Origin of the sequence: Actinosynnema sp. NPDC023794, from assembly GCF_040639675.1 — a bacterium.
Taxonomy (GTDB): domain Bacteria; phylum Actinomycetota; class Actinomycetes; order Mycobacteriales; family Pseudonocardiaceae; genus Actinosynnema; species Actinosynnema luteola.
Genome location: NZ_JBFAFR010000004.1, coordinates 90,298 through 106,306, shown reverse-complemented (window position 1 = coordinate 106,306; position 16,009 = coordinate 90,298). Strand labels below are relative to the sequence as shown.

17 protein-coding genes are annotated in these 16,009 nt (G+C 71.4%); 9 read left to right on the top strand and 8 right to left on the bottom strand.

Annotation, left to right across the window (positions count from 1 at the left end; genetic code table 11):
• Positions 1-48: 48 nt before the first annotated feature.
• Positions 49-981 (bottom strand): aldo/keto reductase, encoded by a 933-nt coding sequence (locus AB0H12_RS11720; protein ID WP_499622687.1) that lies wholly within the window; start codon positions 979-981, stop codon positions 49-51.
• Between the two features lie 109 nt (positions 982-1,090).
• On the opposite strand from AB0H12_RS11720, the gene AB0H12_RS11715 reads away from it, so the two are divergent.
• On the top strand, positions 1,091-1,915 hold the full coding sequence (locus AB0H12_RS11715) for a TIGR03620 family F420-dependent LLM class oxidoreductase (protein ID WP_499622686.1): 825 nt from the start codon (positions 1,091-1,093) through the stop codon (positions 1,913-1,915).
• On the opposite strand, the gene AB0H12_RS11710 is transcribed toward AB0H12_RS11715, so the two are convergent.
• The gene (locus AB0H12_RS11710; RefSeq protein WP_499622685.1) at positions 1,912-2,199 is read right to left on the bottom strand and encodes a DUF427 domain-containing protein; all 288 of its coding nucleotides are present in this window, start codon (positions 2,197-2,199) and stop codon (positions 1,912-1,914) included. The two genes, AB0H12_RS11715 and AB0H12_RS11710, sit on opposite strands and share 4 nt — an antisense overlap.
• A 94-nt stretch (positions 2,200-2,293) precedes the next feature.
• On the opposite strand from AB0H12_RS11710, the gene fbaA reads away from it, so the two are divergent.
• Entirely contained in the window at positions 2,294-3,328 is a 1,035-nt protein-coding gene (gene fbaA, locus AB0H12_RS11705; RefSeq protein ID WP_499622683.1) for a class II fructose-bisphosphate aldolase, read from the top strand.
• A 58-nt stretch (positions 3,329-3,386) separates the two neighbouring features.
• On the opposite strand, the gene AB0H12_RS11700 is transcribed toward fbaA, so the two are convergent.
• From AB0H12_RS11700 to AB0H12_RS11690, 3 genes are all read right to left on the bottom strand, one after another.
• Entirely contained in the window at positions 3,387-4,553 is a 1,167-nt protein-coding gene (locus AB0H12_RS11700) for a serine hydrolase domain-containing protein (protein WP_499622682.1), read from the bottom strand.
• 145 nt (positions 4,554-4,698) lie between these two features.
• A complete protein-coding gene (locus tag AB0H12_RS11695) occupies positions 4,699-5,880 on the bottom strand; it encodes a serine hydrolase domain-containing protein (protein ID WP_499622680.1) in 1,182 nt (393 codons plus the stop codon).
• A 67-nt stretch (positions 5,881-5,947) separates the two neighbouring features.
• Positions 5,948-7,063, bottom strand: coding sequence for a hypothetical protein (locus tag AB0H12_RS11690; protein WP_499623160.1), 1,116 nt, complete (start codon positions 7,061-7,063; stop codon positions 5,948-5,950).
• Between the two features lie 293 nt (positions 7,064-7,356).
• Here AB0H12_RS11690 and AB0H12_RS11685 point away from each other — a divergent pair, with 293 nt between their 5' ends.
• Both AB0H12_RS11685 and AB0H12_RS11680 read left to right on the top strand, forming a co-directional pair.
• Positions 7,357-7,764 (top strand): DUF3151 domain-containing protein, encoded by a 408-nt coding sequence (locus AB0H12_RS11685; RefSeq protein WP_230570781.1) that lies wholly within the window; start codon positions 7,357-7,359, stop codon positions 7,762-7,764.
• Between the two features lie 4 nt (positions 7,765-7,768).
• Positions 7,769-8,866 carry an FUSC family protein gene (locus tag AB0H12_RS11680; protein WP_499622679.1) on the top strand — a complete coding sequence of 366 codons (1,098 nt, stop codon included), beginning with the start codon at positions 7,769-7,771 and terminating at the stop codon, positions 8,864-8,866.
• Here AB0H12_RS11680 and AB0H12_RS11675 read toward each other — a convergent pair.
• The 3 genes from AB0H12_RS11675 to AB0H12_RS11665 all read right to left on the bottom strand — a co-directional run bounded on the left by AB0H12_RS11675 (position 8,863) and on the right by AB0H12_RS11665 (position 10,546).
• The gene (locus AB0H12_RS11675; RefSeq protein ID WP_141980007.1) at positions 8,863-9,111 is read right to left on the bottom strand and encodes a hypothetical protein; all 249 of its coding nucleotides are present in this window, start codon (positions 9,109-9,111) and stop codon (positions 8,863-8,865) included. The genes AB0H12_RS11680 and AB0H12_RS11675 overlap by 4 nt on opposite strands.
• Positions 9,112-9,118: 7 nt before the next feature.
• Positions 9,119-9,760 (bottom strand): HNH endonuclease family protein, encoded by a 642-nt coding sequence (locus AB0H12_RS11670; RefSeq protein ID WP_499622677.1) that lies wholly within the window; start codon positions 9,758-9,760, stop codon positions 9,119-9,121.
• Between the two features lie 111 nt (positions 9,761-9,871).
• Positions 9,872-10,546 (bottom strand): diacylglycerol kinase family protein, encoded by a 675-nt coding sequence (locus tag AB0H12_RS11665; protein ID WP_499623159.1) that lies wholly within the window; start codon positions 10,544-10,546, stop codon positions 9,872-9,874.
• A gap of 88 nt (positions 10,547-10,634) precedes the next feature.
• Between AB0H12_RS11665 and AB0H12_RS11660 the strand changes: the two genes are divergently transcribed.
• From AB0H12_RS11660 to AB0H12_RS11640, 5 genes are all read left to right on the top strand, one after another.
• On the top strand, positions 10,635-11,921 hold the full coding sequence (locus AB0H12_RS11660; protein ID WP_499622675.1) for an adenylosuccinate synthase: 1,287 nt from the start codon (positions 10,635-10,637) through the stop codon (positions 11,919-11,921).
• Between the two features lie 151 nt (positions 11,922-12,072).
• Positions 12,073-12,897 (top strand): ABC transporter permease, encoded by an 825-nt coding sequence (locus AB0H12_RS11655; protein ID WP_499622674.1) that lies wholly within the window; start codon positions 12,073-12,075, stop codon positions 12,895-12,897.
• Positions 12,882-13,598: an ABC transporter ATP-binding protein gene (locus AB0H12_RS11650; RefSeq protein ID WP_499622672.1), complete on the top strand. Its 717-nt coding sequence runs from the start codon at positions 12,882-12,884 to the stop codon at positions 13,596-13,598. The genes AB0H12_RS11655 and AB0H12_RS11650 overlap by 16 nt, the downstream gene beginning before the upstream one ends.
• On the top strand, positions 13,582-14,532 hold the full coding sequence (locus AB0H12_RS11645) for an ABC transporter substrate-binding protein (protein WP_499622670.1): 951 nt from the start codon (positions 13,582-13,584) through the stop codon (positions 14,530-14,532). Before AB0H12_RS11650 ends, AB0H12_RS11645 begins: the two co-directional genes overlap by 17 nt.
• On the top strand, positions 14,529-15,734 hold the full coding sequence (locus AB0H12_RS11640) for an LLM class flavin-dependent oxidoreductase (RefSeq protein WP_499622668.1): 1,206 nt from the start codon (positions 14,529-14,531) through the stop codon (positions 15,732-15,734). The genes AB0H12_RS11645 and AB0H12_RS11640 overlap by 4 nt, the downstream gene beginning before the upstream one ends.
• Positions 15,735-16,009: the final 275 nt, after the last annotated feature.

Genomic DNA, 16,009 nt, shown 5'->3' with positions numbered 1-16,009 from the left:
CAGGGAGGTCACCGTAACGCAACTTACCGCCAGTAAGCTACTGGAGAGTTAAACGGCGCTGGCCGCGGTCAGGGCCTCCACCTCGTCCGCCGCCAGCCGCAGTTCCAGGGCCGGGAGCAGGGCGGCGAGCTGGTCGGTGGTGCGCGCCGACGCGATGGGCGCGGCGACCGTCGGCTGCTCCGCCAGCCACGCCAGGGCGACTGCCGCCTGGGTGGTGTCGTGACTGTCCGCTACCTCGTCCAGCGTCGCGAGGATGCGCAGGCCGCGGTCGTCCAGGTACTTCGACGCGGCGGCGGCCCGCGCGCTCTCCACCGTGACGCCCGGCCGGTACTTCCCGGTCAGGAAGCCCTTCGCCAGGCCCCAGTACGGCGCGGACGCGAGCCCGTGGTCGGCCACCGCACGGGACAGCTCGCCCTCGTAGGAGCGGTCCACGAGGTTGTAGGGCTGCTGGAGCGCGACGAACCCGGCGAAGCCCTCGCGCTCGGACACGGCGAGGGCCGACGTGAGCCGCTCGGCGCTGTAGTTGGACGCGGCGACGTGCCGGACCTTGCCGGCCCGGACCAGCCGGTCGAACGCCGCCAGCGTCTCCTCCTGCGGCGTGTCGAGGTCGTCCTTGTGCGCGTAGTACAGGTCGATGTGGTCCACGCCGAGCCGGCGCAGGGAGTCCTCGGCGGCACGCTCGACCGTGGCGGCTTCGAGGTCGTCCAGCCCTCGGAGCATGCCGACCTTGGTCGCGACCACGATCGAGTCCCGGTTGCCCCGGTCGCGCAGCCACCGGCCGATGATCCTCTCCGACTCGCCGCCGACGTGGCCCTCGGCCCACGCCGAGTACGAGTCGGCGGTGTCCACGAAGGTGCCGCCGGCGTGCGCGAAGGCGTCCAGCACGGCGAACGAGGCCTCCTCGTCGGCGGTCCAGCCGAACACGTTGCCACCGAGGCACAGGCGCGACACGTCGAGGTCGCTGGTTCCGAGTTTCGTCATGTCGCGAAGCTAGGCGGACCGGTCCATTCGCGCCGAATGGAGAAGTCAGGACTAAATGGTGCCGCGGCGCGGTTGGCAGTCGTCAGCACCTAGTTCGTGGGGAGACGAAATGACGGTCGAGTTGGGCAGGTACGGCGTGTGGGACCGGGCCGCGAGGTGGGTGGGCCGCGGCGAGGACGCCGCCGAGCTGGAGGAGCTCGGTTTCGGCGCCCTGTGGCTGGGCGGATCGCCGGACGGCAGCGTCATGACCACGGTCTCCGAGCTCCTGGACGCCACCGAGAAGATCACCGTGGCGACCGCCGTGATGAACGTCTGGACGACGCCGGCCGGCGAGGTCAACGACGGCTACCGGGCGCTGGCGTGGACCGACCGGTTCCTGGTCGGCATCGGCACCGGGAACGGTGAACTCGTGGGTGAGGTGCATCACAGCCCCTACCAGAAGCTGATCCACTACCTGGACGAGCTGGACGTGCCGCGCGACCGCCTGGCGCTGGCCGCGCTCGGCCCGCGGCTGCTCCGGCTCGCCGCCGCCCGGACGAGCGTCGCCCACCCCTACCTGGTGACGCCCGACTACACGGCGAGAGCGCGCGAGACCGTCGGCGCGGGCGTGCTGCTCGCCCCCGAGCAGCACGTGGTGCTGGAGGAGGACCCGGCGCGGGCCCGTGACCTGGGCCGGGAGGCGTTGGCCGGGTACCTGGGCAGGCCGCACCACACCCGCAACTGGCTGCGGAACGGCTTCACCGAGGACGACCTGGCCGGCGGCGGCAGCGACCGGCTGGTCGACGCCCTGGTCGCGTGGGGCCCGGTCGAACGGGTCGCGCGGCGCCTGCGCGAGCACCACGACGCGGGAGCCGACCACGTGGCCGTCCAGGTGGTCGGCTCCCCCGACGCCCAGCAGGTTCTGCGCGACCTCGGGGCCGCGTTGCGGGACTAGTTCTCGGTGATCTCCACGCCGTTCCAGAACGCGACGTGGTCCTTGATGTTCGCCGCGGCCTCGCTCGGCTCCGGGTAGTACCACGCGGCGTCGGTGTTGTCCTGACCCTTGACGTGCAGCGTGTAGTAGCTGGCCTTGCCCTTCCAGTGGCAGACCGACGTCGTGTCCGACGGCCTGAGGTACTGGGCGTGCACCGACTCCAGGGGGAAGTAGTGGTTCCCCTCCACCATCTCGGTCTTGTCGCTCTCGGCGATGATCTCGCCGTTCCACCGTGCGATCGCCATGACACCACTATGCCGTTGATCATCTTCGCTCGCCGGCCCGTGCCCGTAGGATGCTGCCGACACCGCGTTCCGGGCACCCGAGGAGGACCCACCGATGCCCATCGCAACCCCCGAGGTCTACGCCGAGATGCTCGACCGCGCGAAGGCGAACGAGTTCGCCTACCCCGCGATCAACGTCACCTCGTCCGAGACCCTCAACGCGGCCCTGCGTGGTTTCGCAGAAGCCGAGAGCGACGGGATCATCCAGGTCTCGACCGGTGGTGCCGAGTTCGCCTCGGGCACCAAGGTCAAGGACATGGTGACCGGCGCGGTTGCGCTGGCGGAGTTCGCGCACGTGGTCGCCGAGAAGTACCCGGTGAACATCGCGCTGCACACCGACCACTGCCCGAAGGACAAGCTCGACGGCTACGTCCGGCCGCTCGTCGCGATCAGCCAGGAGCGGGTGGACCGCGGGCTCAACCCGCTGTTCCAGTCGCACATGTGGGACGGCTCGGCCGTGCCGCTGGACGAGAACCTGAAGATCGCCTCGGAGCTGCTCGACCTCACCGCCAAGGCGAAGATCATCCTCGAGATCGAGGTGGGCGTCGTCGGCGGCGAGGAGGACGGCGTCGCGCACGAGATCAACGAGAAGCTCTACACCTCGCCCGAGGACTACCTGAAGACGGTGGAAGCCCTCGGCGCCGGTGAGAAGGGCCGCTACCTGGTCGCGGCGACGTTCGGCAACGTGCACGGCGTGTACAAGCCGGGCAACGTGAAGCTGCGCCCGGAGATCCTCAAGCAGGGTCAGGACGTGGTGGCCGAGAAGCTGGGCCTGCCGGCCGGCTCCAAGCCGTTCGACCTGGTCTTCCACGGCGGCTCCGGCTCGCTGCTGGAGGAGATCCACGAGGCGGTGACGTACGGCGTGATCAAGATGAACATCGACACGGACACGCAGTACGCGTTCACCCGGCCGATCGTGGGTCACATGTTCGCCAACTACGACGGCGTGCTCAAGGTGGACGGGGAGGTCGGCAACAAGAAGGCCTACGACCCGCGGTCCTACCTCAAGGCCGCCGAGCAGGGCATGGCCGCCCGCATCGCCCAGGCGTGCGAGCACCTGAAGTCGTCCGGCCGCATGATCGCCGGCTGAGACGCCCCGGCACGGCGAACGGCCCCCTCCGGCTCTCGGAGGGGGCCGTTCCGCTTCGCTACCCGCCGTACATGCGGCAGACGGCCGCGGTGAACAGCTCCAGCTCGATCTCGTTGTTCTCCGGGGCGAAGCGCTGGATCCGGGTGGTGAGGACGGTGACGTTCCGGGTGCCCGTGCGGTCGCTGAAGCTGTAGGTGGAGTAGCCCGGCAGGCCACCGGTGTGACCCCAGACCGTGCCGCACCGGGTGGCGGCCTCCATCACGCCGAGGCCGTAGCGGACGGGGCCCGAGCCCTGCGGGACCGTGTCGAGCATGGCCCTGAGCTGGTCGCGCGGCAGCAGCCGGCCGGAGAGCAGGGCGGACTGGAAGCGCTGCCAGTCGCGGGTCGTCGAGGTCATGCCTGCCGCCGCCCACATCGAGCTGAGGTCGATGCCGGTGACGTCCACGTGGTCGTGGTGCTCCGGACCGGCGAAACCGAGGCCGGGCGGGGCGCCGGGCGGCAGGTGCGGCGCCAGGTGCTCGGCGTCCGGCTCGTACCCGTGGGCGTGGCGGCCGGGGAACGTCGCGTCGGTGGACAGGCGGGTGTCGGTGAGCCGCAGCGGCCCGGTGACGCGCCGTCGCACCAACTCGCCGTAGGTCTGGCCGGTCGCGCGCTCCAGGACCATGCCGACGAGCGTGTAGTTGGTGTTGCTGTAGCCCCACCGCTCGCCCGGCGCGAACAGCGGCGGGTGCCCCGTGGCGACGGCGACCAGCTCCGCGGGCGGCCAGTGGCGCGGCTGCTGCCCGGTGACCAGGCCGAACAGGCGCGGGTCGTCGAGGAAGTCGAACAGGCCGCTGGTGTGCTCGAGCAGCATCTCCAGCGTGATGGCCCGACCGTTCGGGACGACGCCCGGCAGCCACTTCTCCACGGGGTCCTCCAGCGCCAGGACGCCCTCGGCGACGAGCTGGAGGGCGATCGTGGCGGTCACCGTCTTGGTGTTCGAGGCGACCCGGAACTGGTCGGTGGGCCGCAGGCGGTGGTCACGGACCGTCCAGCGCGCCTGGCGGACCAGTTCGGTGACCCGCCGGCCGTCGTCGACCCGCACGACGACGCCCGGCGCGCCCGCCGCGACGAGCTCCTCGGCCAGGCCGGTGAGCTCGTCGGTGGCGGACGCGGTGACGGCTCCGGTGCTCGCCAGCGCGACGGCGGCGACGGTCGCCGTCGCGGTGCGTAAGAGTGTCCGCATGGATTCCCCCTCGGGATCAGGACCGGCCCGATCGATCCTCGGAGAAGCGCGCGTGCGGCGGAATCGGTCCGTCACTAGTGTTTCGCGGGGGGTTGACCCCACCATGAACCGGTGAACGGCCGGCCCGGATGCGTCCCCTCGGGTGCTACTCGCCGTTCATGCGGCAGACGGCGGCGTCCACCAGCTCCGCCTGCGCGGCGGCCGCGTCCGGTGCGGCCAGGGCGAAGGTGGTCGTCATCAGCACGGTGACGGTGCGGGAGCCGGTGGCGTCGGCGTAGTTGTGGCTGCGGTAGCCCGGGAAGCCGCCGGAGTGGCCCCAGACCGTCCCGCAGGACGTCTTGACCTCCATGACGCCGAGGCCGTAGCCGTTGGCGCTCGCGCCGCCCTGGGGCACCGCGTCGCGCATCTCCGCGAGCAGGTGCCGCGGGATGAGCCGGCCGGACATGAGTGCCGTGAGGAACACCTGCCAGTCCTCGGCGGTGGAGATCAGGCCGCCCGCGGCCCACGCGGGGCTGAGGTCGATGCCGGTCACGTCGACGTGCTCGTGGCGCTGAGGACCGGCGAAGCCGTCACCGACGGGTTGGCCGGGCGGGAGCAGCGGGCCGAGGTGCTCGGCGTCGGGCTCGTACCCGCGGGCGTGCCTGCCTCGGAACCCGGACCCGTCGGCGAAGTAGGTGTCCCTCATGCCGAGGGGCCGGAGGATCCGCCGCTCGGCCAGGTCGGTGTAGGACCGGCCGGTCACGGCCTCCAGCACCAGGCCGATCAGCGTGTAGTTGGTGTTGCTGTAGTCCCACCGCTCGCCGGGCGCGAAGAGCGGCGGGTGCGACAGGGCCACGGAGAGCAGCTCGTCAGGAGTCCACTCGTGCGGCTGCTGCCCGGTGAGCAGGCCGTGCAGGCGCGGGTCGTCGAGGTAGTCGAACAGGCCGCTGGTCTGGTTGAGCAGCATCCTCAGCGTGATCGCCGAGCCGTTCGGCACCACGCCCGGCAGCCACCGCTCGACCGGGTCGTCCAGGCCGACCCGTCGTTCGGCGACGAGTTGCAGGACCAGGGTCGCGGACACCGTCTTGGTGTTGGACGCCACCTTGAACTCGTCGCCGGCCCGGAGCCGGTGGTCCGACAGCGTCCAGCGGGCCTGCCGGACGACCTCCACCGGCCGGCCGCGCCCGTCGTCCACCCGGACGACGACGCCGGGGACGCCCGCCGCCAGGGCTTGGTCGACCGCGCTCGCCAGCCGGTTCGGCCCGGCGGCGGTCGCGAGGCCCGCGGTGGTCGCGGTCAGGGACAGGGCCAGCGCCCCGGCCACCGTCGCGCGGAGAAGTCGGCGCATAGAAGTTCCCCCCAAGGGTTCGGGTGTTGCCCGACTGATCCTCGGGGGGAACGGGGGTCGATCGGAATCAGGCGGTCACCAGTGGTCGTCCGGGGGTTTCCCCCACCTTGACCCGGTCGGCGACCAGCCAGAGCGCGGCCAGCGCGACGAACGTCACCGCCGCGGACGGGTAGAGGATCGGCGGCGCGGCGTCCAGCGCCTGCAGCACCCAGATCCCGCCGTAGCCCAGGCCCGTGACGGCCGCCGAGCCGAGCACCGCCGCCAGTGGCGCGGGCAGCCTGCCCAGGTGCGCCGCGTCCACGGCCAAGCCGATGAGCAGCAGGAACACCGGCACGGTCGACAGCGGGAAGTCGGCGACGCCGAGCAGCGGCCAGATCAGCAGGCGGTAGGCGACGTAGCCGCCCGCCACCGCCGTCGCGGCCCACGGCACGCCGATCGTGCGCCGCGCGACGACCAGCACGAGCGCCGCCGCGACCAGGCCCCACACCGGGTAGACCCAGTCGGGGATGGGCAGCGAGAACTGGACGATCGACTCGCGGTCGACGGGCCGGCCGATCTGGTCGGCGGCGAACTGGAGCAGGCTCGGCTCGGCGTACGGGTCGCCGCGGTCCCACGAGGCGATCTCCAGCACGCCGTACTCCTGGTGCTGGTTCGGGAACCACATGTTCTCCAGGAACAGCAACCACAGCCCGGTCAGGCCGAGCACCCGCCACCGGCCGCCCTCCGGGTAGAGCTTGATCCACCCGCGGATCGCGCCCGCCATCATGATCGCGGTGCCCAGGTACAGCAGGGCGTGCGAGCCGCTCCACGACGTGATGTCGAGGCCGTTGATCCGGTGGTTGATCAGGTCGATGGGCAGCGCGACCAGGAAGACGCCGGTGCCCCACTGCATCAGCCGCAGCGCGGTCTTGTCCGCCCCGTAGCCGGTGTAGGTGTGGAACAGCGTCAACCCGACCACGATCACCGTGCCCAGGGTGTTGATCAGGTGCGGTGGCGCCAGTTCGTCGCGCAGCCACTTGAAGTGCCAGGCCACGTCCCACGAGGAGCCGATCAGCTTGAGCAGCAGACCGACGAGCCAGAGCTTGTAGAGCGAGGCGACGAGCGCCGGTGGCGTCTCGCGCCCCGACTCGCCGCGCTCCCAGTACTGGTCGCGGAAGCGCGCGACGCGATTGGTTACCCCCATGTTCACCCGCCCATGATGCGTCCCGGTTGGGGAGGCTGGAAGGGTGCCCCGCCCTGGGATTTCCCGGATCTTCCCCTAAGGGCGTCGATGACCAGCGCATTCCGGGGTCGGCTCATGCTAACAGGTGACCTTCGTTGCTCCGAATGGCCTCAACGGGAAAGGTGCCGCCCTGAGAGTTCACTGAGAACCGAGGAGCGCGTTCATGGGCAGGAAGGTCGTCGCCGGCCTCATCGTCACCGCGTTGGTGCTGGCACTGGTCGCTGCGGCGGCCCGGGTATTCCTAAGCTGACGGCATGGAGAACCTGCTCGGTCCCGAACCCACGTTGCTGCCGGACCGCCCGGAGGCGCAGGCCGCCGCCGAGGCGGGCACCGACCCGGCCAAGATCGTCCGCGCCTACCCCGACTTCAGCGAGGCGTGGGCGCTGCTCGCCGAGCGGGCGTTGCAGACCGGCGACCCGGTCGCCGGCTACGCGTTCGCGCGCACCGGTTACCACCGCGGCCTGGACCAGCTGCGCCGCTCGGGCTGGAAGGGCCACGGCCCGGTGCCGTGGTCGCACCGCGGCAACCAGGGCTTCCTGCGCGCGTTGGCGGCGCTGGCGCGGGCCGCCGACGAGATCGGGGAGACCGAGGAGTACGAGCGCTGCCGGAAGTTCCTCGGCGACAGCGACCCGGCGGCGCCCGCCGCGCTCGGCCTGAGCTGAGCACGTGGGGGCCGTGCGCGACGAGGTGGCGCGCAGGCTGAAGCGGTGGCAGAGCACGGCCTTGCCGATCGGCCAGGCCGCGCTCGCCGCCGGCCTGTCCTGGTTGGTCGCCACCGAGGTGGTCGGCCACGCGCACCCGTTCTTCGCGCCGATCGCCGCGGTCGTCTGCCTCGGCGTGTCGCTGGGGCAGCGGCTGCGGCGCGTCGTGGAGCTGGTCGTCGGCGTGTCCGTCGGCGTCGGTGTCGGTGACGTGCTGATCTCGCTGATCGGCTCCGGGCCGTGGCAGATCGCGCTGGTCGTGGCGTTGGCGATGTCCACGGCGGTGCTGCTGGACGGTGGCGCGGTGATCGCGCTGCAGTCCGGCTCGTCGGCGGTGCTGGTCGCTACCCTGCTGCCGCCGAGCGCCGGTGGCGGCCTGGACCGGATGGTGGACGCGCTGGTCGGCGGCCTGGTGGGGCTGGCCGTGACGGCGCTGCTGCCGGCGAACCCGCTGACCGTGGCGCACCGGCAGGCGAAGGTGGTGTTCGGCGAGCTGACCGAGGCGTTGCGCGGCGTGGCGACGGCGGTGTCCGAGGCCGACGCCGTGCAGGCCGCCGGGGTGCTGGCGCGGCTGCGCGACAGCCAGGAGGCGGTGGACGAGTTCGCGTCGGCGTTGAAGACCGGCGGCGAGATCGCCACCATCGCGCCGATCCGCTGGCGCAGGCGGCACGAGCTCGGCCGTTACGAGACGGCCGCCACGCCGGTGGACTACGCGCTGCGCAACACCAGGGTGCTGGCCCGGCGGGCGTTGGCCGCGCTGCGGGACGGCGAGCGGATGCCGGACGTGCTGCCGGACGTGCTGCGGCGGTACGCGGACGCGGTGGACGTGCTGCGGGCCGAGCTGGGGCGCGGTGACGAGCCGAAGAAGGCGCGTGCGGCGGTCTGCGAGGCGGCGGCGTGCGCCACGGCGCAGCACCTGGGCGGCGAGGGGTTCTCCACGAAGGTGGTCCTGGCGCAGGTGCGCTCGGTGGCCGTGGACCTCTTGCAGGCCACCGGCCTGTCGAGGAACGAGGCGGCCTCCTCGTTGCCGCCCCTCACGAGGAAGGGCGGCAACGACGTCTAACCCTCGGGGCGGTTCAGCACGCCGAGCAGGACGGCGTGCACCGCCTCGTGGTCCTTCTCGTCGGCCAGGCGGCACGACGCGCCGGTGACGGCGTACCACTCCTCCGCGCCCTCGTAGCGCACGAGCGCGCGCAACTCGCCGTTGTCCAGCGTGGTCCGCAGCTCCAGGTCACCGGTCACCACGCCGACCTCGTCGGTCATGACGCCGCCCGGTCCGGCCACGAACGCGGAAGAAAGGTCGGCCATCGCCTCGTCAGCACCTCCCGAGCATGCTTTGCAGTGCAGACTTCTCCGCCGAGTTCACGCTCAAACCCCACTTGTGCTTCGAGCGCGTCCACATCTTCGCGTAGGTGCACCAGTACGAGGTCAGCGGCGGCTTCCAGAGCGCCGGGTCCTGGTCGCCCTTGGCCTGGTTGACGTTGTCGGTGACGGCGATGAGCTGCGGGTTGGTCAGGTCGTTGGCGAACGACTGCCGCCGCGACGTGGTCCACGACGACGCGCCCGAGCGCCACGCCTCGGCCAGCGGCACGACGTGGTCGATGTCCACGTCGGACGCCGCCGTCCACGTCGCGCCGTCGTACGGGCTGTACCAGCGGCCGGAGGTGGCCGCGCAGCTGGAGTCGGTGACCACGTTCGTGCCGTCGCGCTTGAGCACGGTCTCGCGGGTGTTGCAGGCGCCGGACACGGTGCTCCAGTGCGGGAACAGGTCCCGCGAGTAGCCGCTGGTCGAGCCCTCGGTGGCCACCCTCAGCGCGGCCAGCTCCGACAGGGCGGTGCTGGTGCTCGGGATGTTCGGCGGCGTCGCCTGGGCGGGGGTGACCAGGCCGACTGCCAGCACACCAGCCAGGAGCAGGGAAAAGATCGAGAATCGCGCGGTTTTGTTGACCGTTGACATAATTCCGACCTTCCTAGTTGGAAGCTGTCGGAATTACCTTGGGTCAATTCTCCTTCCGTTACAACGCTTTCGAGTGACGCCTGAATGGCGGGCGAGAAAATTCCTTCGTCACTACAACCCGCGGACCAGTCGCAGCTCTTCCGTGTGGCGGTACCACGTCCACTTGCTCATCGGGCGCGGGTGCGCGACGCCGTCCGAGTTCACCTGCACCGGCAGGCAGCCGAGCTGGAAAGCGCGCGCCGACGTGCTGGTCACCTTCCGCCCGAACAGCCGCTTGTGGATGACGCGCACGACCAGGCCGAGGCCGCCCTCCGGGTCCGGGGTCACCTCCAGCCGGGACGCCTGACCCCGGAGCACCACGGTGTCGTCCCCGTAGCCGACCCCGCGCACCGGGCCGAGCGAGCCGAGGCCGACGAGCACGCCGCCGACGTCGTCGCGGACCAGCGGCACCCGGTCGGGGTCGCCGGACAGGGCGAGGTCGAGCGCGCGGCCCGGATCGGTCGGCAGGCCCCACAGCTTGGCCACCTCGGACCGCGGGTCCGCGGGCACGTACCCGATCGGCACGTCGGCGAGCCGTTCGGCGCGCAGCAGCCGCAGGACGACGGCGTTGAGGTCGCCGTCCGTGCCGTGCACGACGAGACGTTTGTCACCCGAAACGGCGAGAACCGCGTCCACCTCGGCCTTTCCGGGCCGTTCCGCCACCTGGCGGACCTCGAAACGGTCACCGTCCGTGATCATTGGCAACTGCGAGTTTCCGCAGGCCAGCACGATTCCGCGCACCTTCATCTCCTGGTCTACCCTCAACAGCCGTCCACTGACGGCTCGGCCGTCGCAGGCATTCGGCTCTTACCCGTCCAACCGCTTGGAGTTTCACATGCCGGCCGTCGTGCTGATCGGTGCCCAGTGGGGCGATGAGGGCAAGGGCAAGGCAACGGACCTGCTCGGTGACCGGGTGCAGTGGGTGGTCCGGTACCAGGGCGGCAACAACGCCGGGCACACCGTGGTGCTGCCCGACGGCCAGAAGTTCGCCCTGCACCTGATCCCCTCGGGCATCCTCACCCCCGGCGTGACGAGCGTCATCGGCAACGGTGTCGTGGTCGACCCCGGCGTGCTGCTCGAGGAGCTGGCCGGTCTCGACGAGCAGGGCGTCGACACCAGCAAGCTGCTCATCTCCGCGGACGCGCACTTGATCATGCCGTACCACGTGGCGATCGATAAGGTCACCGAGCGGTACCTGGGCAAGGCCAAGATCGGCACCACCGGCCGCGGCATCGGCCCGTGCTACCAGGACAAGATCGCCCGCGTCGGCGTGCGCGCGCAGGACCTGCTGGACGAGAAGATCCTCCGGCAGAAGGTCGAGGCCGCGCTGGACTTCAAGAACCAGGTGCTGGTCAAGGTCTACAACCGCAAGGCGCTCGACCCCGAGCAGGTCGTGGACAGCGTGCTGGAGCACGGCACCAAGTTCACCTCCCGGATCGCGGACACCCGCCTGCTGCTCAACCAGGCGCTGGAGCGCGGCGAGACGGTGCTGCTGGAGGGCTCGCAGGGCACCCTGCTCGACGTCGACCACGGCACCTACCCGTTCGTGACGTCGTCGAACCCGACCTCGGGCGGCGCGAGCGCCGGTTCGGGCATCGGGCCGACGCGGATCACCACGGTGATCGGCATCCTGAAGGCGTACACGACGCGGGTGGGCTCGGGCCCGTTCCCCACCGAGCTGAACGACGAGATGGGCGAGCACCTGCGCAAGACCGGCGGCGAGTTCGGCGTGACGACCGGGCGGTCGCGGCGCACGGGCTGGTTCGACGCGGTGATCGCCCGGTACGCGGCGCGGGTCAACGGCATCACCGACTACTTCCTGACCAAGCTGGACGTGCTGTCCGGCCTGGAGAAGGTGCCGGTCTGCGTCGGCTACACGATCGACGGCGAGCGGGTCGACGAGATGCCGATGACGCAGACCGACGTGCACCACGCCGTGCCGGTGTACGAGGAGCTGCCGGGCTGGTTCGAGGACATCAGCCACTGCCGCGCGTACGAGGAGCTGCCCGCGAACGCCCGCGCGTACGTCGAGCACCTGGAGGAGATCTCCGGCGCCCGGATGTCCGCGATCGGCGTCGGCCCCGGCCGCGACCAGACCATCGTGCGCCACGAGATCATCTGAGTCGTCCGACGACAAGTGCCTCCGATGCCGAAGCAATCGGCATCGGAGGCATTTTCACAATTCGGGAGACGTTGACTTGCCCCGGCCGGATATCAAAACTCGGACTCGCTGATCAGCGCGTCCGACGTTCCCTGTCCGCTGGGAGAAATCCGTGTCGATTTCCACCGCCGGTGTTGTCGCGCGCCCTGAATCGGCTGCCACCGCGCGCGCACCCGCCACGAGACAACGCAAGTGGCCCGATCTGCGCCGGTGGTTGAGCCCGCTCGGGCTGGTGCTGCTGTGGCAGGCCGCGAGCAGCACGGGCGTGCTGCCGCCGGACAAGCTCGCGTCGCCGCTCACGGTCTTCCGGTCCGCCTACGAGCTCATCGCGGACGGGCAGTTGGTGGACGCGTTCCTGGTGTCGTCGAGCCGCGTCGCCGTGGGGTTCGCGCTGGGCGCGGTCATCGGCGGCGCCCTCGGCCTGGCCTCCGGCCTGTCCCGCTGGGGTGAACGGCTGCTCGACCCGCCGGTGCAGATGCTGCGCACGTTGCCGCACCTCGGCCTGATCCCGTTGTTCATCCTGTGGTTCGGCATCGGCGAGGAGCCGAAGCTGGCGCTGGTCGCGGCCGGCGTGGCGTTCCCGCTGTACCTGAACCTGCACGCGGGCATCCGGCAGACCGATCCGGCGCTGCTGGAAGCCGCGCGCGTGCTCGGCTACTCGCGGTTCGAACGGGTCGCGCACGTGGTGCTGCCGTCGGCGGTGCCGCAGGCGCTGGTGGGCCTGCGGATCGCGCTCGGCACGGCGTGGCTGTCGCTGATCGTCGGCGAGCAGGTCAACGCGGACGCGGGCATCGGCTACCTGATCAACAACGCGCGCGAGTTCCTGCGCACAGACGTCGTCGTGGTGGGCCTGCTGGTCTACGCGCTGCTCGGGTTGACCACGGACGCCCTGGTGCGCGCGTTGGAGCGGAGGGTGCTGCGGTGGCAGGCGCGGTGAGGGTTCGAGGACTGGTCAAGGACTTCGGGCCGCGCCGGGTGCTGGCCGGGCTCGACCTGGACGTCGCGGACGGCGAGTTCGTGGCGCTGCTGGGGCGCAGCGGGTGCGGCAAGTCGACGTTGCTGCGGATCCTGGCCGGGCTGGACCCCGACGTCGAGGGGGCGTTCTCGGTGCCCGAACGGGTGTCGGTCGCCTTCCAGCAGCCTCGGTTGCTGCCGTGGCGGCGGGTGTGGCGCAACGTCTCGTTGGGGCTGCGCGGTGCAGGCCGCCGCAAGGACTGGCACCGTGCCGTGGCGGAGCGGGCGCTGGCCGAGGTCCGGTTGGCCGGTCACGCCGACGCGTGGCCGTTGACGTTGTCCGGTGGCGAGGCGCAGCGCGTGTCGTTGGCGCGGGCGTTGGTGCGCGAGCCGGAGCTGCTGTTGCTGGACGAGCCGTTCGGCGCGCTGGACGCGTTGACCCGGCTCGCCATGCACCACCTGGTGGAGCAGCTGTGGCGGGAGCACCGGCCCGCCGTGCTGTTCGTGACCCACGACGTGGACGAGGCCCTGTTGCTGGCCGACCGCGTCGTGGTGCTCGACGAGGGCCGGATCGTGGCCGAGCACCACGTCGACCTGCCGCGACCGCGGCGCCGCGCGTCCTTCGTCGACCTGCGGTCGGAAGTGCTGTCGAACCTGGGAGTGGACGATGTCGAAGCTGCTTAGCGCGCTGGTGGTCGCGGTGCTGGCGGTGTCGGGCTGCGGCACGGCGTCGTCGTCGGACGGGCCGGTCGTGCTCAAGGTCGGCGACCAGAAGGGCGGTTCGAAGGCGCTGCTGACGGCGGCCGGGCTGCTGGACGACTTCCCTTACCCGATCGAGTGGTCCACGTTCACGTCCGGTCCGCCGTTGCTGGAGGCGGCGTCGGCGGGTGCGATCGACGTCGGCGGTGTCGGGAACACGCCGCCGATCTTCGCGGCGGCGGCGAACGCGAAGATCGCCGCGGTGTACTCGGCGAAGGGCAGCGTGGAGGGCGACGCGCTCCTGGTGCCGTCCGACTCGGCGGTGAAGACCGTGCCGGACCTCAAGGGGCGCGGCATCGCGGTGGCCAAGGGCAGTTCGGCGCACGGGCAGGTGCTGTTGACGCTCGCCGCGGCCGGGCTGACGACCAAGGACGTCACGCTCAACTTCCTGCAACCGTCGGACGCGTACTCGGCGTTCACGCAGAAGCGGGTGGACGCGTGGGCGGTGTGGGATCCCTACACGGCGCAGGCCCAGCAGGAGGCGGGCGCGCGGGTGCTGACCGACGGGCGCGGCAAGTCGAACGGCTACACGTTCCAGGTGGCCGGGCGGGCGGCGCTGGAGTCGCCGGGCAAGAGCGAGGCGATCAAGGAGTTCGTGAAGCGGATCAGCCGGGCGCAGCGGTGGGCCGACGCGCACCGCGAGGAGTGGGCGCGGGCGTGGGCCGCGGAGACCGGGCTGAAGCCCGAGGTGGCGCGGGCGGCCGTGGAGCGCGGCGGCGACCTGCCCGTGCCGCTGGACGACGCGGTGATCGCGTCCGAGCAGGAGTTGGCCGACGCGTTCACGGCGGACGGCGCGTTGCCAAGCGCGGTGGAGTTCCGGAAGTTCGTGGACACCCGTTTCCAGGAGGAGCTGTCGTGAGCGTCGTGCTGCACTGGTTCCTGCCCACGTCCGGTGACGGCCGGACCGTGGTCGAGCGCTTCCACGCCAACCGGTCGTTGGGCGCGGCGGCGTTGCGCGAGCCGGACGTCGACTACCTGGCGCAGGTCGCGCAGGCGGCCGAGCACAACGGGTTCACCGGCGTGCTGACGCCGACCGGCACGTGGTGCGAGGACGCGTGGCTGACCACGGCGGCGTTGCTCGCGCGGACGTCGACGCTGAAGTTCCTGGTGGCGTTCCGACCGGGGGTGATCTCGCCGACGCTGGCCGCGCAGATGGCGTCGACGTACCAGCGGATCTCGCGCGGGCGGCTGCTGCTGAACGTGGTGACCGGTGGGGACGAGGTGGAGCAGCGCCGGTTCGGCGACTGGCTCGACCACGACCAGCGGTACGCGCGGACCGACGAGTTCCTGCACGTGGTGCGGGCGGTGTGGTCGGGGCGGCCGGTCGACTTCGCCGGGGAGCACTACCGGGTGTCGGGCGCGACCGTGATGGCCGCGCCGGACCCCGTGCCGCCGATCTACTTCGGCGGGTCGTCGGACGCGGCGCTGCCGGTCGCCGCGCGGCGGGCCGACGTGTACCTGACGTGGGGCGAGCCGCCGGCGCAGGTGGCGGAGAAGATCGGCAGGGTGCGCGCGCTGTCGGGTGACCGGCCGATCCGGTTCGGCGTGCGGCTGCACACGATCAGCCGCGACACGTCCGCCGAGGCGTGGCGTGAGGCGGAGAAGCTGCTGGAGGCGCTGGACCCCGAGCAGGTGGCCAGGGCGCAGGAGCAGTTGCGCGCGTCGCAGTCGGTGGGGCAGCAGCGGATGGTGGCCCTGCACGGTGGCGACCTGGGTCGGGGCGTGCGCGGCCTGGAGATCCACCCCGGGCTGTGGGCGGGCATCGGGCTGGTGCGCGGCGGCGCGGGCACGGCGCTCGTCGGCAGCCACGAGGAGGTCGCGGACCTGATCGAGGAGTACCACGGCCTCGGCGTGGAGGAGTTCGTGCTCTCCGGCTACCCGCACCTGGAGGAGGCTTACTGGTTCGGCGAAGGCGTCCGCCCGGTCCTGGCCCGGCGCGGCCTGCTGGCCGGCCCGCCGGCCCACGACGGCCCGGAATTGTCGGACCCCGTCGGTAGAATTGCAGCAAGGGTTCCCCTTGGCGGGGACCCTCGCGAAGCCGTTCACCGCAGTCCGTCCTGATCACCGGTGGGCGCCCGCGCGAGTGCGGGCGCTCGTTCGGTGCTCAGGGCGTTCACCGCAGAGTGCTGGTGTCGACCACGACGAGCCCTTCCCCGGAGGGCACGTGCGTAGTCCTCGTCGGTGGCGGGCGCGTACGCGCCGAACATGGCGGAGAACCCGACCCGTCGGACTGCTCAGGCTCGTTCTCGGGGGAATGTCCACCTCGCCGGACGGGTCATCGTCCTCGATCGCCATCGAGCACTCGCCTGCCGACCGGGGCCGGGCGTTTCGCCGGC

Excerpts from the sequence above, each read along its gene's own strand:
- AB0H12_RS11660 (WP_499622675.1), top strand. The coding sequence starts at position 10,635 with ATGCCGGCCGTCGTGCTGATCGGTGCCCAGTGGGGCGATGAGGGCAAG.
- AB0H12_RS11685 (WP_230570781.1), top strand. The coding sequence starts at position 7,357 with ATGGAGAACCTGCTCGGTCCCGAACCCACGTTGCTGCCGGACCGCCCG.
- AB0H12_RS11670 (WP_499622677.1), bottom strand. The coding sequence starts at position 9,760 with ATGTCAACGGTCAACAAAACCGCGCGATTCTCGATCTTTTCCCTGCTC.
- AB0H12_RS11715 (WP_499622686.1), top strand. The coding sequence starts at position 1,091 with ATGACGGTCGAGTTGGGCAGGTACGGCGTGTGGGACCGGGCCGCGAGG.
- AB0H12_RS11675 (WP_141980007.1), bottom strand. The coding sequence starts at position 9,111 with ATGGCCGACCTTTCTTCCGCGTTCGTGGCCGGACCGGGCGGCGTCATG.
- fbaA (WP_499622683.1), top strand. The coding sequence starts at position 2,294 with ATGCCCATCGCAACCCCCGAGGTCTACGCCGAGATGCTCGACCGCGCG.
- AB0H12_RS11700 (WP_499622682.1), bottom strand. The coding sequence starts at position 4,553 with ATGCGGACACTCTTACGCACCGCGACGGCGACCGTCGCCGCCGTCGCG.
- AB0H12_RS11710 (WP_499622685.1), bottom strand. The coding sequence starts at position 2,199 with ATGGCGATCGCACGGTGGAACGGCGAGATCATCGCCGAGAGCGACAAG.
- AB0H12_RS11695 (WP_499622680.1), bottom strand. The coding sequence starts at position 5,880 with ATGCGCCGACTTCTCCGCGCGACGGTGGCCGGGGCGCTGGCCCTGTCC.
- AB0H12_RS11690 (WP_499623160.1), bottom strand. The coding sequence starts at position 7,063 with ATGGGGGTAACCAATCGCGTCGCGCGCTTCCGCGACCAGTACTGGGAG.
- AB0H12_RS11720 (WP_499622687.1), bottom strand. The coding sequence starts at position 981 with ATGACGAAACTCGGAACCAGCGACCTCGACGTGTCGCGCCTGTGCCTC.
- AB0H12_RS11645 (WP_499622670.1), top strand. The coding sequence starts at position 13,582 with ATGTCGAAGCTGCTTAGCGCGCTGGTGGTCGCGGTGCTGGCGGTGTCG.
- AB0H12_RS11665 (WP_499623159.1), bottom strand. The coding sequence starts at position 10,546 with ATGAAGGTGCGCGGAATCGTGCTGGCCTGCGGAAACTCGCAGTTGCCA.